The 21,772-nt window shown below is 33.1% G+C and carries 23 protein-coding genes; all 23 read left to right on the top strand.

All coding sequences use genetic code 11. The features are described from left to right. Window positions 1-8: 8 nt before the first annotated feature. The 23 genes from bpuSUM_RS08270 to bpuSUM_RS08160 all read left to right on the top strand — a co-directional run bounded on the left by bpuSUM_RS08270 (window position 9) and on the right by bpuSUM_RS08160 (window position 21,604). Window positions 9-401: a BBA14 family lipoprotein gene (locus bpuSUM_RS08270; RefSeq protein WP_247067852.1), complete on the top strand. Its 393-nt coding sequence runs from the start codon at window positions 9-11 to the stop codon at window positions 399-401. Window positions 402-421: 20 nt separating this feature from the next. Next, window positions 422-3,190 carry a NosD domain-containing protein gene (locus bpuSUM_RS08265; RefSeq protein ID WP_430644671.1) on the top strand — a complete coding sequence of 923 codons (2,769 nt, stop codon included), beginning with the start codon at window positions 422-424 and terminating at the stop codon, window positions 3,188-3,190. 1 nt (window position 3,191) lies between these two features. Then, a complete protein-coding gene (locus tag bpuSUM_RS08260; protein ID WP_247067850.1) occupies window positions 3,192-3,971 on the top strand; it encodes a hypothetical protein in 780 nt (259 codons plus the stop codon). After that, window positions 3,961-4,761, top strand: a complete 801-nt coding sequence (locus bpuSUM_RS08255; protein WP_247067848.1) for a hypothetical protein — start codon at window positions 3,961-3,963, stop codon at window positions 4,759-4,761. The genes bpuSUM_RS08260 and bpuSUM_RS08255 overlap by 11 nt, the downstream gene beginning before the upstream one ends. Before the next feature lie 24 nt (window positions 4,762-4,785). Further along, on the top strand, window positions 4,786-5,121 hold the full coding sequence (locus bpuSUM_RS08250) for a hypothetical protein (RefSeq protein ID WP_247067846.1): 336 nt from the start codon (window positions 4,786-4,788) through the stop codon (window positions 5,119-5,121). A gap of 2 nt (window positions 5,122-5,123) precedes the next feature. Further along, a complete protein-coding gene (locus bpuSUM_RS08245) occupies window positions 5,124-6,317 on the top strand; it encodes a PBSX family phage terminase large subunit (RefSeq protein WP_247067844.1) in 1,194 nt (397 codons plus the stop codon). Window positions 6,318-6,353: 36 nt separating this feature from the next. Further along, a complete protein-coding gene (locus tag bpuSUM_RS08240; RefSeq protein WP_247067842.1) occupies window positions 6,354-7,388 on the top strand; it encodes an anti-CBASS protein Acb1 family protein in 1,035 nt (344 codons plus the stop codon). Between the two features lie 68 nt (window positions 7,389-7,456). Continuing rightward, window positions 7,457-8,020 carry a terminase gene (locus bpuSUM_RS08235; RefSeq protein WP_247067840.1) on the top strand — a complete coding sequence of 188 codons (564 nt, stop codon included), beginning with the start codon at window positions 7,457-7,459 and terminating at the stop codon, window positions 8,018-8,020. Then, window positions 8,013-8,555: a gp53 minor capsid family protein gene (locus tag bpuSUM_RS08230; protein ID WP_247067838.1), complete on the top strand. Its 543-nt coding sequence runs from the start codon at window positions 8,013-8,015 to the stop codon at window positions 8,553-8,555. The genes bpuSUM_RS08235 and bpuSUM_RS08230 overlap by 8 nt, the downstream gene beginning before the upstream one ends. A 20-nt stretch (window positions 8,556-8,575) precedes the next feature. Then, entirely contained in the window at window positions 8,576-9,409 is an 834-nt protein-coding gene (locus tag bpuSUM_RS08225; RefSeq protein ID WP_247067836.1) for a hypothetical protein, read from the top strand. Between the two features lie 45 nt (window positions 9,410-9,454). Beyond that, a complete protein-coding gene (locus bpuSUM_RS08220; RefSeq protein ID WP_247067834.1) occupies window positions 9,455-9,817 on the top strand; it encodes a hypothetical protein in 363 nt (120 codons plus the stop codon). Between the two features lie 21 nt (window positions 9,818-9,838). Then, window positions 9,839-10,222 carry a hypothetical protein gene (locus tag bpuSUM_RS08215; RefSeq protein WP_247067832.1) on the top strand — a complete coding sequence of 128 codons (384 nt, stop codon included), beginning with the start codon at window positions 9,839-9,841 and terminating at the stop codon, window positions 10,220-10,222. Then, window positions 10,219-10,662, top strand: coding sequence for a hypothetical protein (locus tag bpuSUM_RS08210; RefSeq protein WP_247067830.1), 444 nt, complete (start codon window positions 10,219-10,221; stop codon window positions 10,660-10,662). The genes bpuSUM_RS08215 and bpuSUM_RS08210 overlap by 4 nt, the downstream gene beginning before the upstream one ends. Then, window positions 10,663-11,481, top strand: a complete 819-nt coding sequence (locus bpuSUM_RS08205) for a hypothetical protein (RefSeq protein ID WP_247067828.1) — start codon at window positions 10,663-10,665, stop codon at window positions 11,479-11,481. A gap of 11 nt (window positions 11,482-11,492) precedes the next feature. Continuing rightward, window positions 11,493-12,317, top strand: coding sequence for a hypothetical protein (locus bpuSUM_RS08200; protein ID WP_247067758.1), 825 nt, complete (start codon window positions 11,493-11,495; stop codon window positions 12,315-12,317). A gap of 20 nt (window positions 12,318-12,337) precedes the next feature. Further along, window positions 12,338-12,826, top strand: coding sequence for a hypothetical protein (locus bpuSUM_RS08195; protein WP_247067757.1), 489 nt, complete (start codon window positions 12,338-12,340; stop codon window positions 12,824-12,826). Window positions 12,827-12,828: 2 nt separating this feature from the next. Further along, the gene (locus tag bpuSUM_RS08190) at window positions 12,829-13,068 is read left to right on the top strand and encodes a hypothetical protein (RefSeq protein WP_247067755.1); all 240 of its coding nucleotides are present in this window, start codon (window positions 12,829-12,831) and stop codon (window positions 13,066-13,068) included. After that, the gene (locus bpuSUM_RS08185) at window positions 13,065-16,424 is read left to right on the top strand and encodes a tape measure protein (protein ID WP_247067826.1); all 3,360 of its coding nucleotides are present in this window, start codon (window positions 13,065-13,067) and stop codon (window positions 16,422-16,424) included. The genes bpuSUM_RS08190 and bpuSUM_RS08185 overlap by 4 nt, the downstream gene beginning before the upstream one ends. 239 nt (window positions 16,425-16,663) lie before the next feature. Beyond that, window positions 16,664-17,338 (top strand): apolipoprotein A1/A4/E family protein, encoded by a 675-nt coding sequence (locus tag bpuSUM_RS08180; RefSeq protein WP_247067824.1) that lies wholly within the window; start codon window positions 16,664-16,666, stop codon window positions 17,336-17,338. 213 nt (window positions 17,339-17,551) lie between these two features. After that, a complete protein-coding gene (locus bpuSUM_RS08175; RefSeq protein ID WP_247067822.1) occupies window positions 17,552-18,790 on the top strand; it encodes a hypothetical protein in 1,239 nt (412 codons plus the stop codon). 172 nt (window positions 18,791-18,962) lie between these two features. Then, on the top strand, window positions 18,963-20,081 hold the full coding sequence (locus bpuSUM_RS08170) for a hypothetical protein (protein WP_247067820.1): 1,119 nt from the start codon (window positions 18,963-18,965) through the stop codon (window positions 20,079-20,081). A gap of 133 nt (window positions 20,082-20,214) precedes the next feature. Beyond that, window positions 20,215-20,745, top strand: a complete 531-nt coding sequence (locus bpuSUM_RS08165; protein ID WP_247067818.1) for a P13 family porin — start codon at window positions 20,215-20,217, stop codon at window positions 20,743-20,745. 184 nt (window positions 20,746-20,929) lie between these two features. Beyond that, window positions 20,930-21,604 (top strand): hypothetical protein, encoded by a 675-nt coding sequence (locus bpuSUM_RS08160; RefSeq protein ID WP_247067816.1) that lies wholly within the window; start codon window positions 20,930-20,932, stop codon window positions 21,602-21,604. The last annotated feature ends 168 nt before the right edge of the window (window positions 21,605-21,772 follow it).

Raw genomic sequence — 21,772 nt, 5'->3', positions numbered from 1 at the left:
GGGTTGTTATGAAGTGTAGATTTAATTTTTTAAATAATTATTTGTTATCTTTATGTTTGTTATTTTTAGTATTCTCTTGCAAAGGGATTGCAAGTCTTCCAAAGGAACCTACCTTAATTGGGAGAGAGGACCCTGTAAGCTTAGCTCGTGATGAAGCTTCATTATTTGAGTATGCGTTAAGTCTTAGTGCATGGCTTATTGATGCTAAAAGTTATGTTAATGCTTATTATAAGCAGCATAAATTTCCATTATTTGAAAATTTTGACCCCACATTTAAGGGTGGTATTGGAGAAGAGGGCATTAAGGCAAGGATGGCTTATTATAAGCGTTACATAGCTTTGGTCAAACCCATTGCTATTGATATATACCGTAGGTATACCCAAGTGTCCTTGCAGGAGTAGGGCACAAGGGAGATTTAAGTTTGCAGCAAGAAGATAAAGTTGATAAGGATTTAACAGAAGGGGGTTTAACACTTAATTTTGAAGCTGACCCCTCCCCTTCTGTTCATTTGTCTTCTCTAGATATTAGTAATCCCTCTTTAGTAGTTAGTGATGAGCTAATCTCTAGTGATCATACTGACCTGGGAGTTGAATCTAATTTGGAAGCTGTTCAAACTGAAGATGTTCAAGGCGAGGGAGAGAGTCCAGAGTTTTGTGATTTAAGTATTGTCTTTTTTACCGATGAAGGTCAATTTTTTGATCTAACCCCTTACACTGATATATCTAGTATGTCTTTCGAACTTAAAATTGTAGACCCTACACTAAAGACCGCATCAAGTAGCTTTAAATTTGATGCAAATGGTCTTTCAGATGAATTTTTGGATTTCCTATTCTTTAGGAAAGAAGATGTATATGTGATCTTAAGTGAGGGAACGAAGTCATTATTCAAAGGTGTGTTAGAAAAATTTTTCAACAGAGAGGTGTTTAACTCCACTAAAAGTATTAGCTTTACTGTGAATGATTATTCTAAACTTTTGAGTGTTGTTTTTGAGAAGCCTATTCAATTTCCTATTAATTACAATCCCGATTGGCTTTATGTATATAATCCATTAATAAAGGAGCAATCAGTAGTCCATTTAATTTTAGCTAAAAGCAATCTTAAAGATTTGATTGATGATGATGGCTCTGAGAGCATTTTGGCAAAAGTGCCTGCAGTAATTATTGCTGATGGAGAGGACCTTGGGACAATTCTCTCAGCATTGCTTTATGAATTTGGATATGCATATACATTTACAGGTGATGGGAAACTACAGATTTTACCTATTTGGAAGAGTGAGGTTATAAAAAGGGATGTAAAGCTTTGCTCTATTGATGCTTCAAGTTATGTTCTGTCAAAGAGTAGTTCTAGTAGTTATGATTCAACCAGGGTTATTTGGAGAGAAGGTAAATTTCAAAGCCGAGAAGAAGCTATTTCAAATAAAAGGCCGCTTTATTCTGCTCCCATTAATGTTAAAGGATCTGGGAGTAGTCTTTATGTTGCGGTTTTGCAAAAAGGAGTAGTTTATCCTGATTTTGCAGATAAAATAGGTAGTTTTGTCTACCAGGAATATGATCCTAAATGGTTTGATACAGCTTATAAGTGGGATTTTAAGAAAAGGGAAGTATGGCATGACCATTATGCAATAAATGACCATTTAGCCATAATCTCAACACATAATCTTGAGGCCCGTTTTAGTGCTGACTCTGATATTAAACTTGTGCATGAAGAATATTATCCAACCAAATCCCGAATTTGGTTTAAAAATACATCCTCAAGTCAAGGTTCTCGTTATATTTACTACTTTGATATATATGGTGATGTTTTTTATACAACTGCTCGTAATATATTGCAGACTGATAATGCAGATGATTTTTACAGTAAGCGATTTGAGTATTCAACCAGGTTTATTTTTGATTCCAATTCGGCTTTAAGGCTTTTTGAATTTTTAACTAATTTAAGAGTTAAAGGACATACAATCGTTAATTTCAGGTCAACTCAAGAATTAGACCTTACTGATTTTGTAAAACTTAAGTTTGAGGATTATGATGTAGATCATTTTTTCTTGATTTTATCAAAAAAGATTTCCGGATTTGATATGAATATAAGACTTTACGAGTATGAAGGGATTACATGGGGAGATTACACTCACTATGATTACCTTACAACTTCTAAATATATAGGCTCTAGAGATAATTTAGAATCTATTCGTGAGGTTATAGTTGCACCTTTTAATTATATTGCAGCAAGAGATAATGATTTTGCAAGTCCCCATCTTGTTGCACCAGGCTTTAAGGATGAAGTTACAATTCAGGAGGCTTTAGACTTAGCAAAACGTTCTGGAACAAGCAAAATCAAATTACTCCCCGGTGATTTTTATATGTATGGCTCAGTTGATATATCTAATTTCGAGATTAAAGGAGATGATGGAGTTGTAATTCGGGCTGGTGGATTTGCAAAAAATATTTTCATCGCAACTCGTTCATTTAAGATGTCAAGGCTAACTATATGTCAAAAGCCTATGAGTGAACTTTGGATAAGGGGTGGTAATTTGAGTGATGAGGAGCACTTAGATTCATACCTAAAAGGTAGCGAATTTGCACTCTTTGCTAATTTGAGGTTGTGTTCAATTTATAGGATTAAAGAAGAAGAGAGGTCTTCTATTTACTTAAATGATGCAAGTTTCATTTACCTTAAGAATATTACATTTCTTTGTAATGAAGGAGTGGCTTTAGAGACAATGAAAGTTAAAAAGATACTTCTTGAGAATGTTATTTTCAGATCTACAAATTGCGGATTTGATATTCGTGATGTTGATAATATGACTCTTATTGGAGTTGAGATTGAGTCTAATAAGAAGGCATCGATTGCCAATGGAGTTAATGCAATAATGAGGGGTGGTGTTGTTAAGAAGAATAGAGATGGCTTACACTTTACAAGTTTTTCAAGTCTTAAAGTTAATGAAGTTGAATTTTTAAGTAATACAGGTGTTGCATTACAACTTGATGAAGTTGTAAATGCAAGATTTGCAGGAAATAGTTTTGTGGAAAACAATGTAGGTCTTAAGAGTAATTCTCTAGATTTATTAATGCGAGATTCATTTTTTAAAAATGAGCTTGGTATATCTTTTACAAAAAAATCGGATCTAAGTTCACGAGTTATTGATTTTAATGTGTATGAAGAGAATGTAAAAGATAAAGAGGAGGTCGCATAATTTGGCTATAAGTGATGATGATTTTGAAGAGATAAAGAGACGCTTACAAACTGATAACGTTAAGATACAATTTAGTGCTGGAGATATGGAGCAGGCGAAGAATTATATTGGTAAGCTTGGAGAGCCTATTGTAGTAGAGGATAAGGGGTTATTTGCTATTTGTAATGGTAAGAGTAGTGAGGATAGAAAATACTATCCGATAAATAAAGGTTTACCACCAGTCTTAGATGATACTTTGGATTCTTACATAGAAGATTTGGTTGAGAGATGTTTGGAGAGTACTTATCCAGGCTTTCTAACTTCTGAGTTTGCACAAGAGGGATCAAAGCTTACTAGGTCTAGGTTAATTGAAGCGTTTGAAGCAACAAAAAAGTTTTGCTTACCAGATGGGAGAAGCCTTCCAGAAGATTGTTTTGTAAGGGAGAGATTTGGAATCTCATCTGCACCAAGTCTTGCGGGTAGGTTTTTAAGGCACCATGACAGAAACGGTTCTTATGACTCAGTTCGTAGCATTGGAGATACTCAAAGTGACTCATTTGCAAGCCATGACCACTACATAAATAGAGACAATATCAATTTTGATGGTCGTCTTGTTAGGTCTTTTAATAAACTTTCCAAATCTGGAGATTGGTCTGGTGGTACTTATAAGTTTATATATAACCTAGTACTTGGGGATTATATATCAAAGTACAATTTTCCAGATTGGACAGGATACACAGGAGATAGTGAGACTAGGCCTAGGAATTTAACGTATTTGTCATTCTATAGATATGATTGGTGAAGTGGTGTTTATGAGTATTAATAATAAGGATTATGATGATTTGAAATTACGAATTGCAAATAGTAATACCTGCATACAATTTGGAGTTGGCACTTATCTTGATTCTAAAGGTTACACAGGCGAGATTGGAGAACCAATTTTACTTAAAGACAAAGGCGTATTTGCAGTTTGTGATGGTAAGAGTATTGCAAATAGACGGTATTATCCTATTTGTAAGAATATGTCATCTGTATTAGATGATACTTTGGATGCTACTTTAGAGCATATGATTGATTTTTTTATAGAAAAGGTTGCTGTTGGCACACTAACTGCAAAATTTCCAATTGAAGGGACAATCCTAAATAGACATAAGCTTATTGAAGCGTTTACTAATACGGGTAAATTTTGTATTCCAGATGGTAGAAGTTTGCCATCAAATTGCTATGCAGCTAGAGTTTTAGGAATATCATCTGCACCAAGTCTTGCGGGTAGGTTTTTAAGACACTATGATGCTTCAAATTCTAGAAGTTTAGGAGCAACACAGAGTGATTCATTAAGGAGTCATGATCACCGCATAAATCGTGACAAAATTGACTATAGATCCTATGACCATTTATTTAAAGAGGCTTATCAAGCACACCGTGAAGATAGTTGGTATTGGAGTGATGGTAATTATTCTTTTGTATATAACGTAACACTTGGTGATTATATTTCAAAGTACAAATTTCCAGATCGTACAAATTATGCAGGGGGTAGTGAGACTAGACCTAAAAATTTATCTTATTTGTCGTTTTTTAGGTATGATCTCTAAATTCAAGTAGTGTAGGAGGTTGTTTTGAGTAGTGAATTTGATTATAAAAAATTACTGAAAAAGGCTGTAGAGGCAAATTTCTCATCTCTTGGTGATGCTACTGATGCTCGTGAAGTATTACTAAAGGCATTTGTTGCTAAGATGTATGAATTTTCAAATAGTAATGTTTTAGCAACAAGTCTTCATGCATTTAGAATGTTTTTTGCTATTCTAGGAATTTCTGAAGCTGAGGATTTGGTTTTAGATATCATCAATAAAGAGAAATTGCCATTAAGTAGTAAAGAGAATTCTGTTTTTAGTAGTTGTGCTTACACTGATGAGGAGATTAAGTGTCTTATGAAGAGTAGTATGGGAGAGTAAAATTGAGGTTAAAGCGACTGCCGATTTATTTTGATGCATACAAAAGAAAACCTGGTGCTGAGATTTTTGTGTATTACTCAAGTCGTGGGACTGGTAAGACTTATGATATTGCAACAGTAAATCTTGAGAGAAAGTTTACACCTGATGGTGGTGATACTTTGGCAGTGCGTAAGAAGAAAAACAAAACAATTCAGTCAATTCATAAAGAAATTTTAGAGTTGCTTCATAGGTATAACTTAAGACGTGAATTTAATGTAAGTAAAGCTAAGATAGAGACAAAAAATTTAATATATGGACGCAAGCGTGCGTTTGTATTTGAAGGTGGGCATGATACAACTGACCTTAAATCGTATGCGCACTTTAAAGACCTATGGCTTGAGGAGGCTAATCAGTTTACTGAATCTGATATTGAGAGACTCATTCCTACAATGAGAGAGCGTGGGGGGAGAATTTACATGTCAAGTAACCCAGTACCTCTTTCGCATTGGCTTTACAAACGTTATATTGCAAATGAAGATAATCCATCAGTATGTGTAATTAAGAGTACGTATAGAGACAATCCTTTCTTAAATGGAGGTGATATTGACTCGTGGCTTGAGAAACAAAGGCTTGCGTATCATGGAAATGATCTTGGATTTAGAATTGAGGTCTTAGGAGAAGAATTTGATTTTGGAACAGCAAGATTTATAAAAGATTTTGAAGTTTGTGATGAGAGTATCTTTGATCGAGCACAGGGTAATTTTTATACAGGAGTTCACATTAAGGGAAATAGGGTTTGCTTTATAGAGATTTTTGTTGGAAGAATAGCTTACTTTCCAATAACAGTTGTAACTAATGCTAGTAGTAAAGTTTTACTCTCAAGGGAAGATTATGAGCGTGAATGTTCGCGTTTTAGAGGGACATTTGTTCTCCCACATAGTAGAGAAGAATTAAAATTTGTTTTCTCTCGTTTTGGTAGAGGGTCTCTAGTAGCACGTAATCGTAATCTTTATGTGCTCTCAGATTATTTAATTCCTAATAATCTGAGTGTAGTAAGAAGGGACGAGACTGAAGATGTGATATTGGAATTTAGTGAGACTGAATATTATTATGATGAATCTTTAGGTAGTGAGAGTGGTACTGCTACAAATCTTGTTATGCAGAAAAATTTGCAATATATTCCAGCATTTCTAAATGCTGTGTCAATTTTTGCGTGACTTTAGCATGGGTGTTGTGTTTTAGGTGAGGTGAATTTGTTTAAATTTAAATTTTTTAGAAGAAGAAATAATCTCAGTTCAAGAGGACCTTTAATGCCAGCAAGCGATACGTCAACAGGTGACCCCTTAAGGCTTGCACATCAAGTAGCCGAGATATATGCAGGATTTGCAGCATCTAGGGACATTGAGCATAAGAGAGGAGATGGTCTTTCCAAGCTTTTTGATAATAATTTTAGGGGTGTTATCAAGAAGATGGTTTACACAGCAATTCTCTCTGGAGAGAGTGCTTTTTATATAGTAGTTCCAGATTCAGAAGATCCGAGTGTGCCACTGCGTCAAGGATTTCCTTGTCTTTGTTTTAATTTTGGAGAAGTGTGCTCTAGAGATGATTCTTCTTTTGAAAATATTCATCCAACCCGTGTTGTTAAAATGAAGTCGTCGTTCTTAAATTTTCAAGCTTTAGAGAAGAGCAGTAGGATTATGGACACTTTACTTCATGAAACTGTAGGTTTTTTGAAAGTTAATAATTTCACTTTTTTAAAATCAGCAACTCTCCCATCAGTAAAAGATATGACCGCTTATGACCTTGCAGAACTTAAGAAAAATATAGAAGGGGTGCTAGATAGTAATCATAAGATGATGATACTTGGTAGGGAAGATGATATTGCAAATATTACGCGTTCTGTAAGTCCTATAAGGGATGCTTTTGATATTATTGTGTCTGATATAACCCTGCATTCAGGGATTCCAAGAGAGGTCCTCTATCCCATCTCGCCATCTGGTGAGGGTAGTGTTGGGAATTATGACATATTTTACCTTAATATTGAGCAAATATGTAGGCTTATGGTAGCACCGTTTATAAACACTGTGCTTGAAAAATTTGGACTTAAGTCCAATTGGCAATTTAAGGCGGTTAAACCTATAAGTCAAAAGGAGCAAGCAGAAGTTGATGAGAAGCATGCACGTACTCTTGCCTTATATACAGAGCTTTTAGGGAAAGCTAGCGAAATGGGTGATTTGGATCTGAGGTTAAAAATTCAATCTGAACTTGAGGAGTTCCTTAAAGTTTAGGAAGGATAATTGAATGGCTATATCTACATATAGATGTGTGAATTTTTTTAATTTTAAAGGAGGTTTATATGAAGGGTGAACAATTAGTTGATGAAGTATCCTCGTCAAATGGCACGTCTTCTGATGTTAACAATAATAAAGATTTGGTGACAATTTCTGTTGAAGAATATGAGAAATTAATATCAGATTCTAAAAGATTACCAGATATGATCTCAAGGGAGGATTTTGAGAGAAGATTAGCTGAAGCTGAGAGTAATTTTACTAAAGCTCGCAAACAAGCTGAAAAGCAGGCTGAAGTTGATGCATTTAAAGATTCTAAACTTTTAGCACACTTAGAGAAAGCTTGCGAGCAGTATGAAATTACTCCTCCATTTGCTAGTGCAAGTAGTATTAAGGATGCGAAATTGGCATTCTTAGATGCTATGAAGAAGAAATATAGCATCAAATTTAGGGTAGATGAATCTGGTGATCTTGATTCACAGATTGAGAATATAAGTTTACTTGTACAAGAACTTACAGCTTACAAACAAATGGTAAATTCTCGCAATAGATATGTTGGAAAGATCATAAATAATACTAAAGCACAAAGACATAAGGAGAGACTTATTCCTAGGGAGGTTTTAAATGTCTGATTTTGATTTTACTAAAGTAGAGAAAAATTTTACTCCAGGACTTGAGCATAAATCTGGACTGCATCAAACTGAGACTGGGATAGTTGATGTTGGCTCAGATCCTGTATGTCCTGGAGATTTAGTAGTATCGAGTAAATCATCTTCTATGGGAGATATTTTAGTAAAAAAAGCAACAACTAGTACAGTTAGCACTTCTTCAAACAACATTCATGTTATTCGTGGATTTGCTATGAGAAAGACAAATATAGCATCTCATGAGGTGGAGAATTATTTACCAGGTGAATTAATTCCAATTAGACGAAGTGGTGAAGTGGCCGTAACCCTTGATACATCTTTCTCAGATCCTAAAATTGGTCAGTACGTATTCTTTAAATCAGGAAAACTCTCTAAAGACGGAAAGGGAGGAATTCAGGTTGGGAGAATTAAGGATGTAAGTACCGGTTCTAGTGTTAGTGGTACAGGGAAGGTAGTGCTATTAGATATTCAGATTGGTCATGAATATGATTCTAGTGGTAATAGGAAATTTTCTTCATAAGTTTAGGAGGATTTTAGAGTATGAGTAGAAGTATTTTTATAGAGTCAAGTGGTACGTATCGTGGAGATGTTATTCAACTTGCTAAAGAGGGCCTTGAAGAGCTAATGCCTTATAAGATTATAAGCAGGAGTGAGCTTAGACAAGGATATTATGTAGCTCGTAAGGCAGTATTAGAGCATAATGTTACTGCAAGTTTTGGAGATTATAGTAATGAGATTGGAAGGAGTGGTATTTTCTTTCAAGAGATGGCATACAAAATGCATGTATTTGATACGGTGCAGAGAATTTCGCTTAAGGATTTGATGTATGGTTCTGTAAGTGAAGAGGAAGTTAAGGCTAATTTGGAACTTGGTCTTATGAAAGATGCTTATCACTCAATTATTTTTGGAAAACCTGATATTAAGATGGAAGGTATTGCAACCCTTGATGGGAGAAGTAAAATATCGGGTACATCTTCTTCATCATTAAATTCTGGAAGTGCGCTGCATAAAAAGGTTGTGGAGGCTAAACGTAAATCTGAGGAGTATAAGGAGAAACTTGATGGGTTTTATCATCTACTCTTACCACATAAATTTTCACACCTGTTGTTAGATCTCTACAGTGAACCGCAATACATAACAGTAAAGGATGCGCTTTTAAAAGATCATAATATAATAACTTCAGTCTTTAAAGGACTTACTCATCCAATTCTTTATGAGCCAAATCCAGAAGTGATGTTTGTGCCAATGATTCCGGAAATATTCTTTAGAAGATTTGCAGGTGCTGATGGTGATTATATTCATGCGTCAATGGAGTCAGCAGGTGTTATTCATTTTCATCCACAAGAAGTTGTTGAGATTACTATTTCAAGTTGAGAGTAATTTAGGCTAGAGCTAGTATTTTGCAAGAGATTTACTAATATGAGTGAGAGTAGTGATGTTAATTATAAAGATATTCTGGTTATGTGGATAAGTACAACTTCAATAGAGTCTTTGAGTATGTGTATTAGAGAGGATGGTAGTGTAGATATACCACCTTCTCTAAAACCACAGCTTTTGGAGTGTTTAAGGTATTCAAAATCAATTTTGGATCTCTATCATATAGAGAGAGACGCTTACAGGAATTGGTTACTTATATCGCTTGATGTTGTGTATTTGGAAGTATTTCATTCTAGGTGTTTTAAGACTTTGCAACAAAAAGATTGCAAGTTTAGACACTTGCTTGATCAGCTTGATTCTCTTTTTCCTAGAGTTGACCATCAGACTTTTTTAAGTATTGGCTAGTATCTTGCAATGGAGGTTAATTTGATTAATATAAGAAAATCGATTTTTAAAAGAGTTAAAAGCTTAATTGGGCTTAAGATTTTAAAAAATTTAAATGTTCTAAAATCTCAAATTCCAGGTCGTCTTGGTGATATAGCTAGTATTGAATCTGTAGAGTCAAATAAAGGTTTTGATATTGGTATTAAAGTAAACTCTTCTCTATCAGGGAAGTTAGACTTAGGAGAAGTGTACACTACAAATTTTCCAAAACCTAGTTTGTCAAGAATTAGAGTATGGGCTTCTTATAAAGGACTCTGTGATGTTGCAGTTCCTATATGGCTTAAGATAAAAAGTAAGGGTGTTAGCAAGCAGTATACAAACTGGACTAAAGACCTTCAGGGTAAGGCAAAGGAGTTGCTTAAATGAAGTTTTTGAAGCAATTTTTAAGCTCATTTAAGAAGGATTTGAAGAATTATCTATTTTACAATAAGTTTGCAACAACACAAATTTACTACAAATCTGAAATTTACACTTGTACAACGCTTAAGCTTCCAGCAATAGTTTTTGCATTAAAAAGTATAGGAGAAGTTGTGCTTAGTTGTAAAGATTATTCTTTTGGGATAGGTCTTGATTTTTTAGTTTATACACAAAATAGAGACCATCCAACCCTTGGTCTTGAGATTGCGACTTTGATAGTTAATTTTTTAGTGTCTAAATATTATCTTAAGTCATTTACTATTGATGATTCGCAAGTTATAGATGATGACTTGCAAGATAGTGATATGGTAACTGTAGTAAAAGTCAATCTTGGTATCAGGATTAATGGGAGTGATTTAGGTTTATTGTGTGTAGGAGGGGAGAGATAAATGGCCGAACAAAAATTAAAAATGCCTTGTGGTGTTGTTTTAGTGTCAGTCAACACCCTTAAGTTCAAATGGTGCTTTAAAGGTAATGTAATTAAGAATAATACTGCTCCTAGTGATGGGGAGCCTAAGGGTCTGGTTGTAAAAGATGTTCCCTTGTCAACTACCAAACCTAATAAGTGGAAATCAATCAAAGAATGTATTTTTAGAGTTAAAACTGTAAGTGCAAATTCTAAGCTTGGTACTTTGGATTTAAGGGAAGGCAATTTTTTATACTATCACGACTCAATGTACGATAATTTAAAGGATTTATTTGATGATAATGATGAGATTGAAGTATTACTTTTTAGAACGTATTGTATTGGTAATGCATATTCAATAAGTTCAACTAAAGCTACTGAAACATTAAAGACAGTATGTGGTTCAATATCAGCTATTGGTAAGATACCAGAACAAACAGTTGAGTTTTCAGGGTACTCTATTAAGGAGACTTCTGAGAATAGAGAAGAATTGCTTGAGACTTATATAGAGCATTCACATTTTGTAAATCGGAATGTTGTCAAAAAGAATGGCAATGGATATGAGATTGGAAGACGGATAGTTCCTCGTAATTATGAGTTTTTTGTAGTTTTTGTAAATCAAGGTCAAAGTGAAGACCAGAGGACCAAATTTATGATTGGACAAGGGCAAATAGCAACATTCACACCAGGGCAGGATTTATCAAATCAAAAAATTGACCAAAAATATCAAGTAACACTTTCAAAACCGTTAGTTTCAATGTCTTATGATTATATTGCAGACGCTAAATTTTTTGAAATCTAGAGGAGAGATAAATGGCCGAACAAAAATTAAAAATGCCTTGTGGTGTTGTTTTAGTATCAGTTAATATTCCTAAATTTAAGTGGTGTTTCAGTGGGTCAGATATCAAAGATAGCGCTTCTGTTGATGGACTCTCACCAAAAGATTTAATTGTAAAAGACGTCTCCTTGTCAACTACCAAACCTAGTAAGTGGAAATCAATCAAAGAATGTATTTTTAGAGTTAAAACTGTAAGTGCAAATTCTAAGCTTGGTACTTTGGATTTAAGGGAAGGTAATTTTTTATACTATCACGACTCGATGTGTGAAGATTTGAAAAAATGTTTAGATAATAATGATGAGATTGAAGTATTACTTTTTAGAACGTATTGCATTGGTAATGCATATTCAATAAGTTCAACTAAAGCTACTGAGACATTAAAGACAGTATGTGGTTCAATATCAGCTATTGGTAAGATACCAGAACAAACAGTTGAGTTTTCAGGGTACTCTATTAAGGAGACTTCTGAGAATAGAGAAGAATTGCTTGAGACTTATATAGAGCATTCACATTTTGTAAATCGGAATATTGTTAAAAAGAATGATAATGGTAATAAGTATGAGATTGGAAGACGGATAGTTCCTCGTAATTATGAGTTTTTTGTAGTTTTTGTAAATCAAGGTCAAAGTGAAGACCAGAGGACCAAATTTATGATTGGGCAAGGACAAATAGCAACATTCACACCAGGACAGGATTTATCAAATCAAAAAATTGACCAAAAATATCAAGTAACACTTTCAAAACCGTTAGTTTCAATGTCTTATGATTATATTAAAGACGCTAAATTTTTTGAAATTTAATTAGAGGAGGTTATAGTTTTATGGTAATTAATGTTAATTTGTCTGGGTGTATTGAGTTGCCTTATATTCCAGATTATATTAGAAGAAAAGGAAATGTGGAGCATGCTAATTGCAAGGATAGTGAGGAAGCATTTGTAATACTTGAGGGTGTAAATTATGGATTTATTGAAAAAATTAAAGGTTTTCAAATTGAATTGCTTCAAAAATTAACTAAAAATTCTACCAAAGAAGTTGATACTAGAGTAGCTTTGGACGTGACAAATCGTCAAATGGAATTTGTAAAGAAAATTTGGAGAGAGAATGTTGTGGGCTTTAGAGGTCTATTTGATCAGAGTGGTAATCTTGTAACTAAAGAAATAGTTGAGAGGGATGCTGTACTTTTACAAGATATGTTATCAAATTTAGCAATTGAGATTAACAATGTGTCTGATACCTTAAAAGTGGAGGGTGCCTCAAAAAAGTCGAGCTTGCCTTGTACTATATTGCCAAACGAGACTATTACAACTTAGCATTGAAGTTTGCAGATCGAATAAAAGATGAATTTTTCCAAGAAATGAAAAATGAAATGAATTGGATTACTCAAAATGAGCAGCCCTTAATGTACCTTATAAATCAAGCACTGCTTTCAAGAAGTATTGGCAGCCTTCCACAGGAGGGGGGACTTTATAATCAAAATTATTGGTTTGTACTAGTTTTAAATGAACTTAATCTTTACATTAAAAAACTTGAGAGTGAGAGCATAGGTAAATGACACTTGATGAGATTATAATTCCTCTCTCAATTGCTACTAGTAATAATGATAAATTAGACACTATATCTAGTGCACTTGAGAGAATAGCAAAACAAGAATTTAAAAACCTAAATGATTTGAAATCAAAATTGGAGAGTGCTGCTAAGACTGGAGCTGATGTTGGGACAGTTTATGATGCTTTAATTTCGCAAGCTGATAAAATGGGTAAAAATTTTAAAAAGCTTGCTGACTCGATTAAAGGTGTTGGTGATAAAACTAAAAACATCAAGACTTTAAGGAGCACGTTGAAAGGCCTTGGTAAAAGTTTAATTAATGTAAAAGGGTTGGCTCAAGGGGTTGGGGAGGCTCTAGATAGACTTATAAGTAGTGTTTTACCAATAACATTAATTATAAAATCGGTTGAAAAGATAGGTTCAGCTATTTCAGGTATATTTACAGGGTCTCTAGACTCTGTAGCTTCATTTAATGAAGAGGTTGGTGTCTTTTCTAATATGTTAGGTAATGCTGAAGTGGGGAGGGCCTTAGCTTATGATATGAGGTCGTTTGGTGAAGAGACGTTGTTTACTTGTGAGGCTATAAATAATGCAGCTAAAACCATGCTTTCTTATGGAGCAACTGCTTCTGAAGTTAGTGAGCGAATGCGTATGTTTGGAGAAGCAGCAGGTGGTAGTAGCGAAGGACTTGAAAAGTTAGTTGAAGTTTACTCTAAAGTAGAGGCTAGTAATAGGATTGCATTAGAGGATCTTGAGTCTCTTTGTAATGCTGGAGTTGATATTACTGGTATTTTGGCAGAAGAGGCAGGAGTAGCAGGCGATTCTTTATTTAAAATGGCAAGTGAGGGTAGACTTGGATTTGAAGAATTAAGTGGTGCCTTAAGAAAGGCTACAAGTGAGGGTGGTAAATTTTACAAAAATACTGCTCGTGAAGCAAAAACTTTAGCAGATGCCCAGCTTCAAACATCTAAAATGAGTGAGAAACTTTACCTTGATCTTGGTCAAGCGCTTGAACTCCTTATGATAGGTTTTGAAAAAATGAAGCAATGGTTAATTGTAGGTTTTTTAGAGCCTCTTACAAAAATAATCTCGTCTACAATTTTTTTATTCAATAAATTGGGAGATCTTGTAAATTATTTTATTGAAACATGGATTGCTGGATTTAAATTGTGGTTGAATGCCATGATGATGGTTTTTGATAAGATAAAACAGATTGTATCTTATGTTGGTAATAAAGTTGTCGAGGGATTTAAATTGTGGTTTAACATTCTTATGATGGGTTTTGAGAAGATAAAACAAGGGTTTTTACTGCTTGTAAGGCCTCTAAATAATATTAGCTCATCAGTAAAGGATCTCTTTGGTAAGCTTAAAGAGATTGTATTCTATGTTGGTGGTAAATTTGTTGAAGGATTTAAAGTTGCATTTGATCCAATTATCAAGCTTTTTGAAAGAGTTTCAAATTTGGCAAGTGATATTTGGGATAAGATGTTAAAAATTTTAGGTCTAAGCAAAGATGATCCTTTGAGAACTCCTTTTGAGGATAAAAAGTCTGGAGAGGAGAGACTTAAGAACCAAGATAAAATTGATAAAGATAATTTCAATAAACAAATGATTGCCGATTATTCGGATTTGCAAAAACAGATTTTCAAAATGCAAAGGGAATTAGCACTAAAACCTTTAGAGGAGCAAGAAAAGGCTACCCGTCGTTTAGAGTCTATAATTAATGCTAAAAATAAGGCATTTATTGCTAAGTATGGAGCAAGTTTTGACTTGCTAACTGATGAGAATCAAAAAACACTTGCCAATGTTGAGAGGGATGTTAATAATTTTGCTAAGGCTAATTTTGATTTTGTAAATGAACATAAGGATTTGCAAAATGAAATAGCAAGACTTAATAGAGAGATTTTGATGCTTCCATATGAAGCTCAAGAGAAAGCAATGAGAGACCTTGCTAGTACTATTAATGACAAGCAAAAAGCATTTGTTGATAAATATTTAAAGAATTTTAAGTCTCTAAGTGAATCAAATAAAAATTTGCTAACGACGCTTCAGAGAGGAGTTAATGAATTTGGTAAGACTGCTACTGACAGGTCATTTGTAGAATCACATAAAGCTTTGCAACAGAAGGTGACTTTAATGCAGTTTGAATTAATGATGCGTCCTTTAGCTGAGAGAGAAAAGGCTAGTGCTGAGATGCAAACTGAGATTAATAAACTTTACCATGATTTTGCAGAGTCACATAAGGGAGAGTTTGAGAGACTTAATGAGTCAAACAGGAATACTTTGCTTCAAATTGTAAGTCAAACAGAAGCAGCAGCTGAGAGTTTAGGTAGTAATTTTAGTTTACTTTTTGATAGTGTTATAGGAGTTGTAAATAAAATTGTTACTGAAGATTTAGGAAAAGGAGTTGTAGCAGGTAATGGTGCAGATACCCTTACTCAGTCATTATTTGATGTATCAAAAGACATGCTAGCAAGTATGGGGCCTTGGGGATCAATGGCTTCAGCTGCTTTAAGTTTTACTGTAGGTATTTTTAAAGGGTTGGAAGAACAGAGAATTAAAGAGATTGAAGAGCGTCGTGACAAGGATTTAGAGGAGCTAGCTAAACAGAGTGAGGTTGGACTTGCTCGTATTGAGGAAGGGTTTGATCGTGAGATTGCAATGCGAAAAGATAAGTTAGGAGAGCTTGATGACCAATATAGTAAAGAGATTGAGTTCTTAAGGCAAGCACAAAGTAAGGGACAAATATCTGGTGAAGAGTTTCAAAAACGGATTGCACAAGTAGAGAGTGAGTATCAAACTAAAAGACAACAAGAGAGTGTAGCAGTAACTGGTGCTGAAGAATCTAAAAAAATTGAAATGGAGCGTCACCGTAAACTTGAGAATTTAGAAGGGGAGCGAATTAAAGCTCAGGCAGAAATTGATAAGATAAATTCGTATAATTTTTATTGGAATCGAGATAGAGATTTAAAGCGTGCTGAAGGATTATTAGATGAAATTTTAAATAGAATAGCTAAGGTAAGATCCGCAAGCTCTGTGCAAGAGATCAAGTTTGCACGCAAGGGAGCTCATTTTATGACAACAAAGCCCACATATATTCCTGGTGCAGGACTTATGACTAGTGAAATGGGACAAAGCGAGCTTATAAGAGTAACACCCGCCCCAATTGATGAAAATTTGCGTAATCTTGAAGCAAGAATTATTGCAGAAGAAATAAATAAAATACAAAAAAGCGAGGGCAATGGGAAGGGACAAGTAATTATTAATAATTACAATTTCAATGGTGATGTTTTAGATGCTGATAAGCTTGTTCGTATGCTTAAAGCACGTGAGCATTCAATGAGTTTTAGGATGGCAGAATAACTTGATACAAATATTTTAAGATAATTGTAAAAATCACTTGACTTTTTCTGAAATTATGTATACAATATTATTTGTTGTTCACAGCAAGATAATTTATTATCCTTTCTGTGTTACACTATGAATAAAGTCAATAACTTTTGTTATTGACTTTATTCTTTTATAAAGAATTCCTTCTTCTTAATTGAATATATTTATATGTTATAATTAATTAAACTATAAAGAATTAATAGAGGTTTTATATGAGTGTTGAAGTAAAAGAACGAGTAAATGATGAAGATATAGCTAAGAGCGCAGTTAGACCGGAGAGAGTTAAGAAGGGTTATCATAGTGTGACATTTGATGGTCATATTATTAGTTATTATGTTCTTGAAGAAAAGTTTGATATTTTTCAAGATAGGATGTTGGATAATTTTCATTATTTAGATGACAAGATCAATATATTTAGGAATGAGTTAAATGAAAAGATAGATAGTGTAGAGACTAGACTAAATGAAAAGATAGATAATGTAGAGACTAGACTAAATGAAAAGATAGATAGTGTAGAGACTAGACTAAATGAAAAGATAGATAGTGTAGAGACTAGACTAAATGAAAAGATAGATAATGTAGAGACTAGACTAAATGAAAAGATAGATAGTGTAGAGACCAGACTAAATGAAAAGATAGATAGTGTAGAGACCAGACTAAATGAAAAGATAGATAAACTTGATACTAGGATAGATAAACTTGATGAAAAGATAGAGGTTGTTAAAACTGATTTAGTACAAATTAATTCTCGATTGACTTTGATTGAGAGCAAGTTAGGATTTAAGGGTCAGTTAGTTTCATCTTTAACAGTTGTTGCTGCACTTGCTGCGTCATATTTTGTAGCACAGTTATTTGTGTCTTTAGGAAAATATTTAGGAATTTCTTAGTAGAGACAGTAATTTGTATTTCATTACAGTTTGAGTATTTCATTACAGTTTGAGTATTTCATTACAGTTTGAGTATTTCATTACAGTTTGAGTATTTCATTACAGTTTGAGTATTTCATTACAGTTTGAGTATTTCATTACAGTTTGAGTATTTCATTACAGTTTGAGTATTTCATTACAGTTTGGTAATATAGTTAGGGTAGAGGGGCTTTTATGATAGGTAAAAACAATAAAAAAGATATTAATGTTGAGTTTAGTATTCGAGATTCCCTGAGATTTAATGTTGAATTTTTTATTCGTAACATTTGGTTGATAATGTTTGCTCTGTTCTTATTTTTATTCAATGTGTTACATTCTCATAGAGGGATTTCAAGTTATAATGTTAGTAGTAATTCTAGCTTATATTTTACACTACCATTTACAATAGTCATTATAATGGTACCATCTTCAATATTGTTGTATTTTCTGTATTTACTAAGGAAGCGTGTGGTTGAAGGTATGTTTAACTCTTCAGTATTTGCATGCTTAGAGAGAGTAGCAATATTTGTATTATTAGTAATAGGACTTGTAACACAGTCTGTAAGTTCATGGATGAGTTTTGAGAGTTTCTTTAGCTTGATGTTTGAAGATACTATTAGGGATACTGTTGTAAGTATTAAAAAAAGTCAAAGAGAAAAAGAAGAAGGTCTTCGTAAGCTACTCTTTAATAAAGAGCGAATAATTGAAGGTGAAATAGCTAGTATTGATGTTAAGATAAAGAATAATAATGATCGTATAGAATTTGCCAAGAATAAACATTTGAGCTTAGACTATACATATAAAACTATGAAGCAAGATTACATGATAGAAATTGAGAATGCAAGCAAAGAGAATAAGATTTTGTTTAATCAAAGGGATGAGCATTTACAATCTTTAAGGGATTTGCGTTTTAAACTTGGTAATTTGATTGAAACAACAGCTATAAATAATAATCGCATTAAAGCGGCTAATGTTTTAAATGGGACATCTGTTGTTATTGCTCGTGATGATTATCTTAATATAATTTTTGTTTATTCATTACTATTATTGTCTGTATGTCTAGATATATTTTTAGCAATGGTATTTTGTATAATACAGAATGCTTATCATAAGTTTTATGAACAAAAGTTATTACACTCTGTTCCATTATCTACAAGAAGTAAGGTTAAAAAGGTACAAGGTGGTCGTATTCCTAGTTCGCAAAAGAATAAAAAACCGTCTAAAAGTGTTGATGAATCACTTGAATTTATTGCATCTAATTTAGAATATGATAATCGTACCATAAAGTCTTTGAGGGACATTAAGAGAGATACGAATTTATCGTATTATAGAATAAGGAATTATCTATCGGATTTAATGAATAGAGGTTTGGTTATAAGAGAGAAACAAAGATTGGTACTTAATGTTGATGATATGCTGAATAATAATAGTTAAAAGTTCTAATAAATTTAATATAGAAGTTATATAATATAGAAGTTATATAATATAGAAGTTATAATAAATATAGAAGTTATATAATATAGAAGTTATATAATATAGAAGTTATATAATATAGAAGTTATAATAAATATAGAAGTTATAATAAATATAAAAAAGGAGAATTTTAATGGTAAGAGTAAGTATAATGTTTTTTGTTGTGTTTGTGATAGGTTGTGGTCATAATTCAAAAATAAGAGAAGAAGGAAGTTTAGCTCAAAAATTATTTGGAGCTAGGTCAAATAAAATGGTCCATCCTCCTAGTGGTGTCGTTACTCCTCCTGATGTTCCTCCTCCTCCTGATGTTCCTCCTCCTCCTGATGTTCCTCCTCCTCCTGATGTTCCTCCTCCTCCTGATGTTCCTCCTCCTCCTGATGTTCCTCCTCCTCCTGATGTTCCTCCTCCTCCTGATGTTCCTCCTCCTCCTGATGTTCCTCCTCCTCCTGATGTTCCTCCTCCTTCAGGTGAACAAAATGATATAATTGTTAAGCCGATAGATTTCGATTTATTTTTAGGGGATCTAGAAAAACAAGAAGCAACAACGAAAGAGGAAGCTTTAAAACAATTTTATAGAGCAAAAGAAGATCTTTATACATTTAAACATGATATTAAATGTGATGAACCTGTTAATGGAGGAGGAAAAGGTTTTCCGTTTTTGGTCTATAGTGAGATATTTGACGTAAGAGAATGGTACTATAATTTCAGTGAAGAAGTTATTTATGCATCTATGCATCATCATCCTGATCTTATTTATGCTTTAGCATTTGCAATATATACAATGTATCCCTCTCGTAGTGTTTTTGAGTCCACTTATCGTAGTATGGATGCATCAGAGAGATTGAGGCTATCTAATCGATATCGGACTGCTATTAGAAATTTATTGGATATGTTATGCCATATGTCATATGCTACTTTCGATTCCTTATCTAGAAGTTTTGGCAACCTGATAAATCGACGTACTTTTGACGAGTATTCTACTATGGAAGAACTTGTAAATCTTAGTCAGAAAATAAGGGACTATGATAGTATGTTAAGTGTTACAGCACACAAGATGATTTTTTTTCTGACAATTAATCATTTGAAGAGGGAAGATATGACAGCAGAATATTTTTACAATACATTTGATGCATTGGTCAATAGTAACAATGCTAATGATGCGGTTAGAAAGGTTGAAATAAGAGGAACAGAGATTCGTGTTTTGGTTCAAGAGATACTAAATAGAGGAAAAAAGAGCGAGAAGAGAAAATAAAATATGAAAAATAAATAGAAAGAAACTCAAAGTATCCTTGATTTATGGGGTAAGAGAATTATTGATTTTATATGTTATAATATGGATATTATGAAAATGTTGAGCATTTTTTTGGGAAGGTAAGGTGGTGTTTATGAAACAAGTATTAATTTTAATGTTATTTTTTGTTTGTATTGTTGTTAGTTTTGCCCAAAATTATGATGAGATGGCTTCTGATACTGTGGCTACTGAAGGTAATATGGATAACAAGTTGTTACTTTATGAACTTCATAAACAAAGTACTTTAGTGCCTTTTTTATTGAATTTTTTTGTGGGTTTTGGTACAGGTTCATTCATGCAAGGAAATTTTACTGGTGGATTACTGATTTTAGGATTTGATATGTTGGGTGTAGGTTTGATTAGTGGTGGTATATATTCTCTTTCTCAATATAAAGGTATTGAAACACCAACGTTTGCATTATCTTTGGTGTCTTTAGGTGGAATGACTTTATTTATAACACGAATTGTTGAAATGATAAGTCCATTTACATATGCGTCTAGTTATAATAGGAAACTTCGAGAAAAATTGGGTATATCTTTGGGAGGATTTAAGCCCCAATTTGAAGTAAATTTTAACGAAAATGCTGGTTTGGGGTTTGAACTTGCTTTTACTAAGAAGTATTGATTATAGAATCTAAAATAGAATTTGAGTATAGTTTAAATATGTTTACTTACGGTTACCTTATTACAAGGTAACCGTATTGAATATGTAATTCTTAAATTTTTGTTGAAATTATGCTTTATTTTATAAAGTTGCAATATAATGACATATTATGATCCTTATACATCAATTAAATGAAATGTATATTATGGGACTCAAGGTAAGTTTATTATCAATAGTGTTTTTAGTTTTATTTATTACAAGTTGTAATCATGGTGAAAGTTTAAGAAATATTATCAGTAAGATTAGTAATGATGGTATTGTTGAGGATAATATTGGTAGCGTTCCCTTCAATAGAGATGGTAATAAGGTTTTGGAGCAAGATTTTGAACTTGATGAAATTAAGGAAGAAAATGTTAATGTAGGTCAAGAGGATATAATTTTTGAAGTTCAAAATGAGAAAAAAGATGAAATTGGTTTTAATATACCTTCTTTGGAAAATTTTGATAATGAATTTAAAAATTCGGAATGGTGGGGTGGACATAATGAAGAGACTTTGGCAAATCTTTATAAAATGTCCTTTGCGGCTAGAGATATGGTTAGTAAATTTTATGATATTTGGACTAAATCTATTGAAGAGTATAATAGAGCTGATAAGGCGTTGGATCAAGCTATTTCTGAACTTGCTCAAATTAAGAATTCTGTATCCGTTGAAGATAATAAGGATAATAGAATTTTTGATGCTGAAAAAAAATGGATGTTGCTATTGACGCTTGGAAAAAAGCAGGAGAAGTTAAACAAAAAGCTGAGGAAGACTGTAGGGCTGCTGATGATTATGCCAGAAAGATTGAGGCAACCATTGAGGTTTTGCTTAGATCTTTAAAAAATATATAGGGAGAAGAATTGGAGGAAAAAGGATTAAAAGAAGAGATACAAGAATTATGGAATAGGTTAGAAAGTTTATTTCGATTTTATTTGTTTGGTTAGGTTTGTATAATGAATGATTTGATATCTAATTTTTCTTATTTCTTATACTAATAAAAACTAAATA

Origin of the sequence: Borrelia puertoricensis, assembly GCF_023035875.1 — a bacterium.
Classification (GTDB): Bacteria; Spirochaetota; Spirochaetia; order Borreliales; family Borreliaceae; genus Borrelia; species Borrelia puertoricensis.
This window is presented reverse-complemented; position numbering and strand designations above follow the sequence as displayed.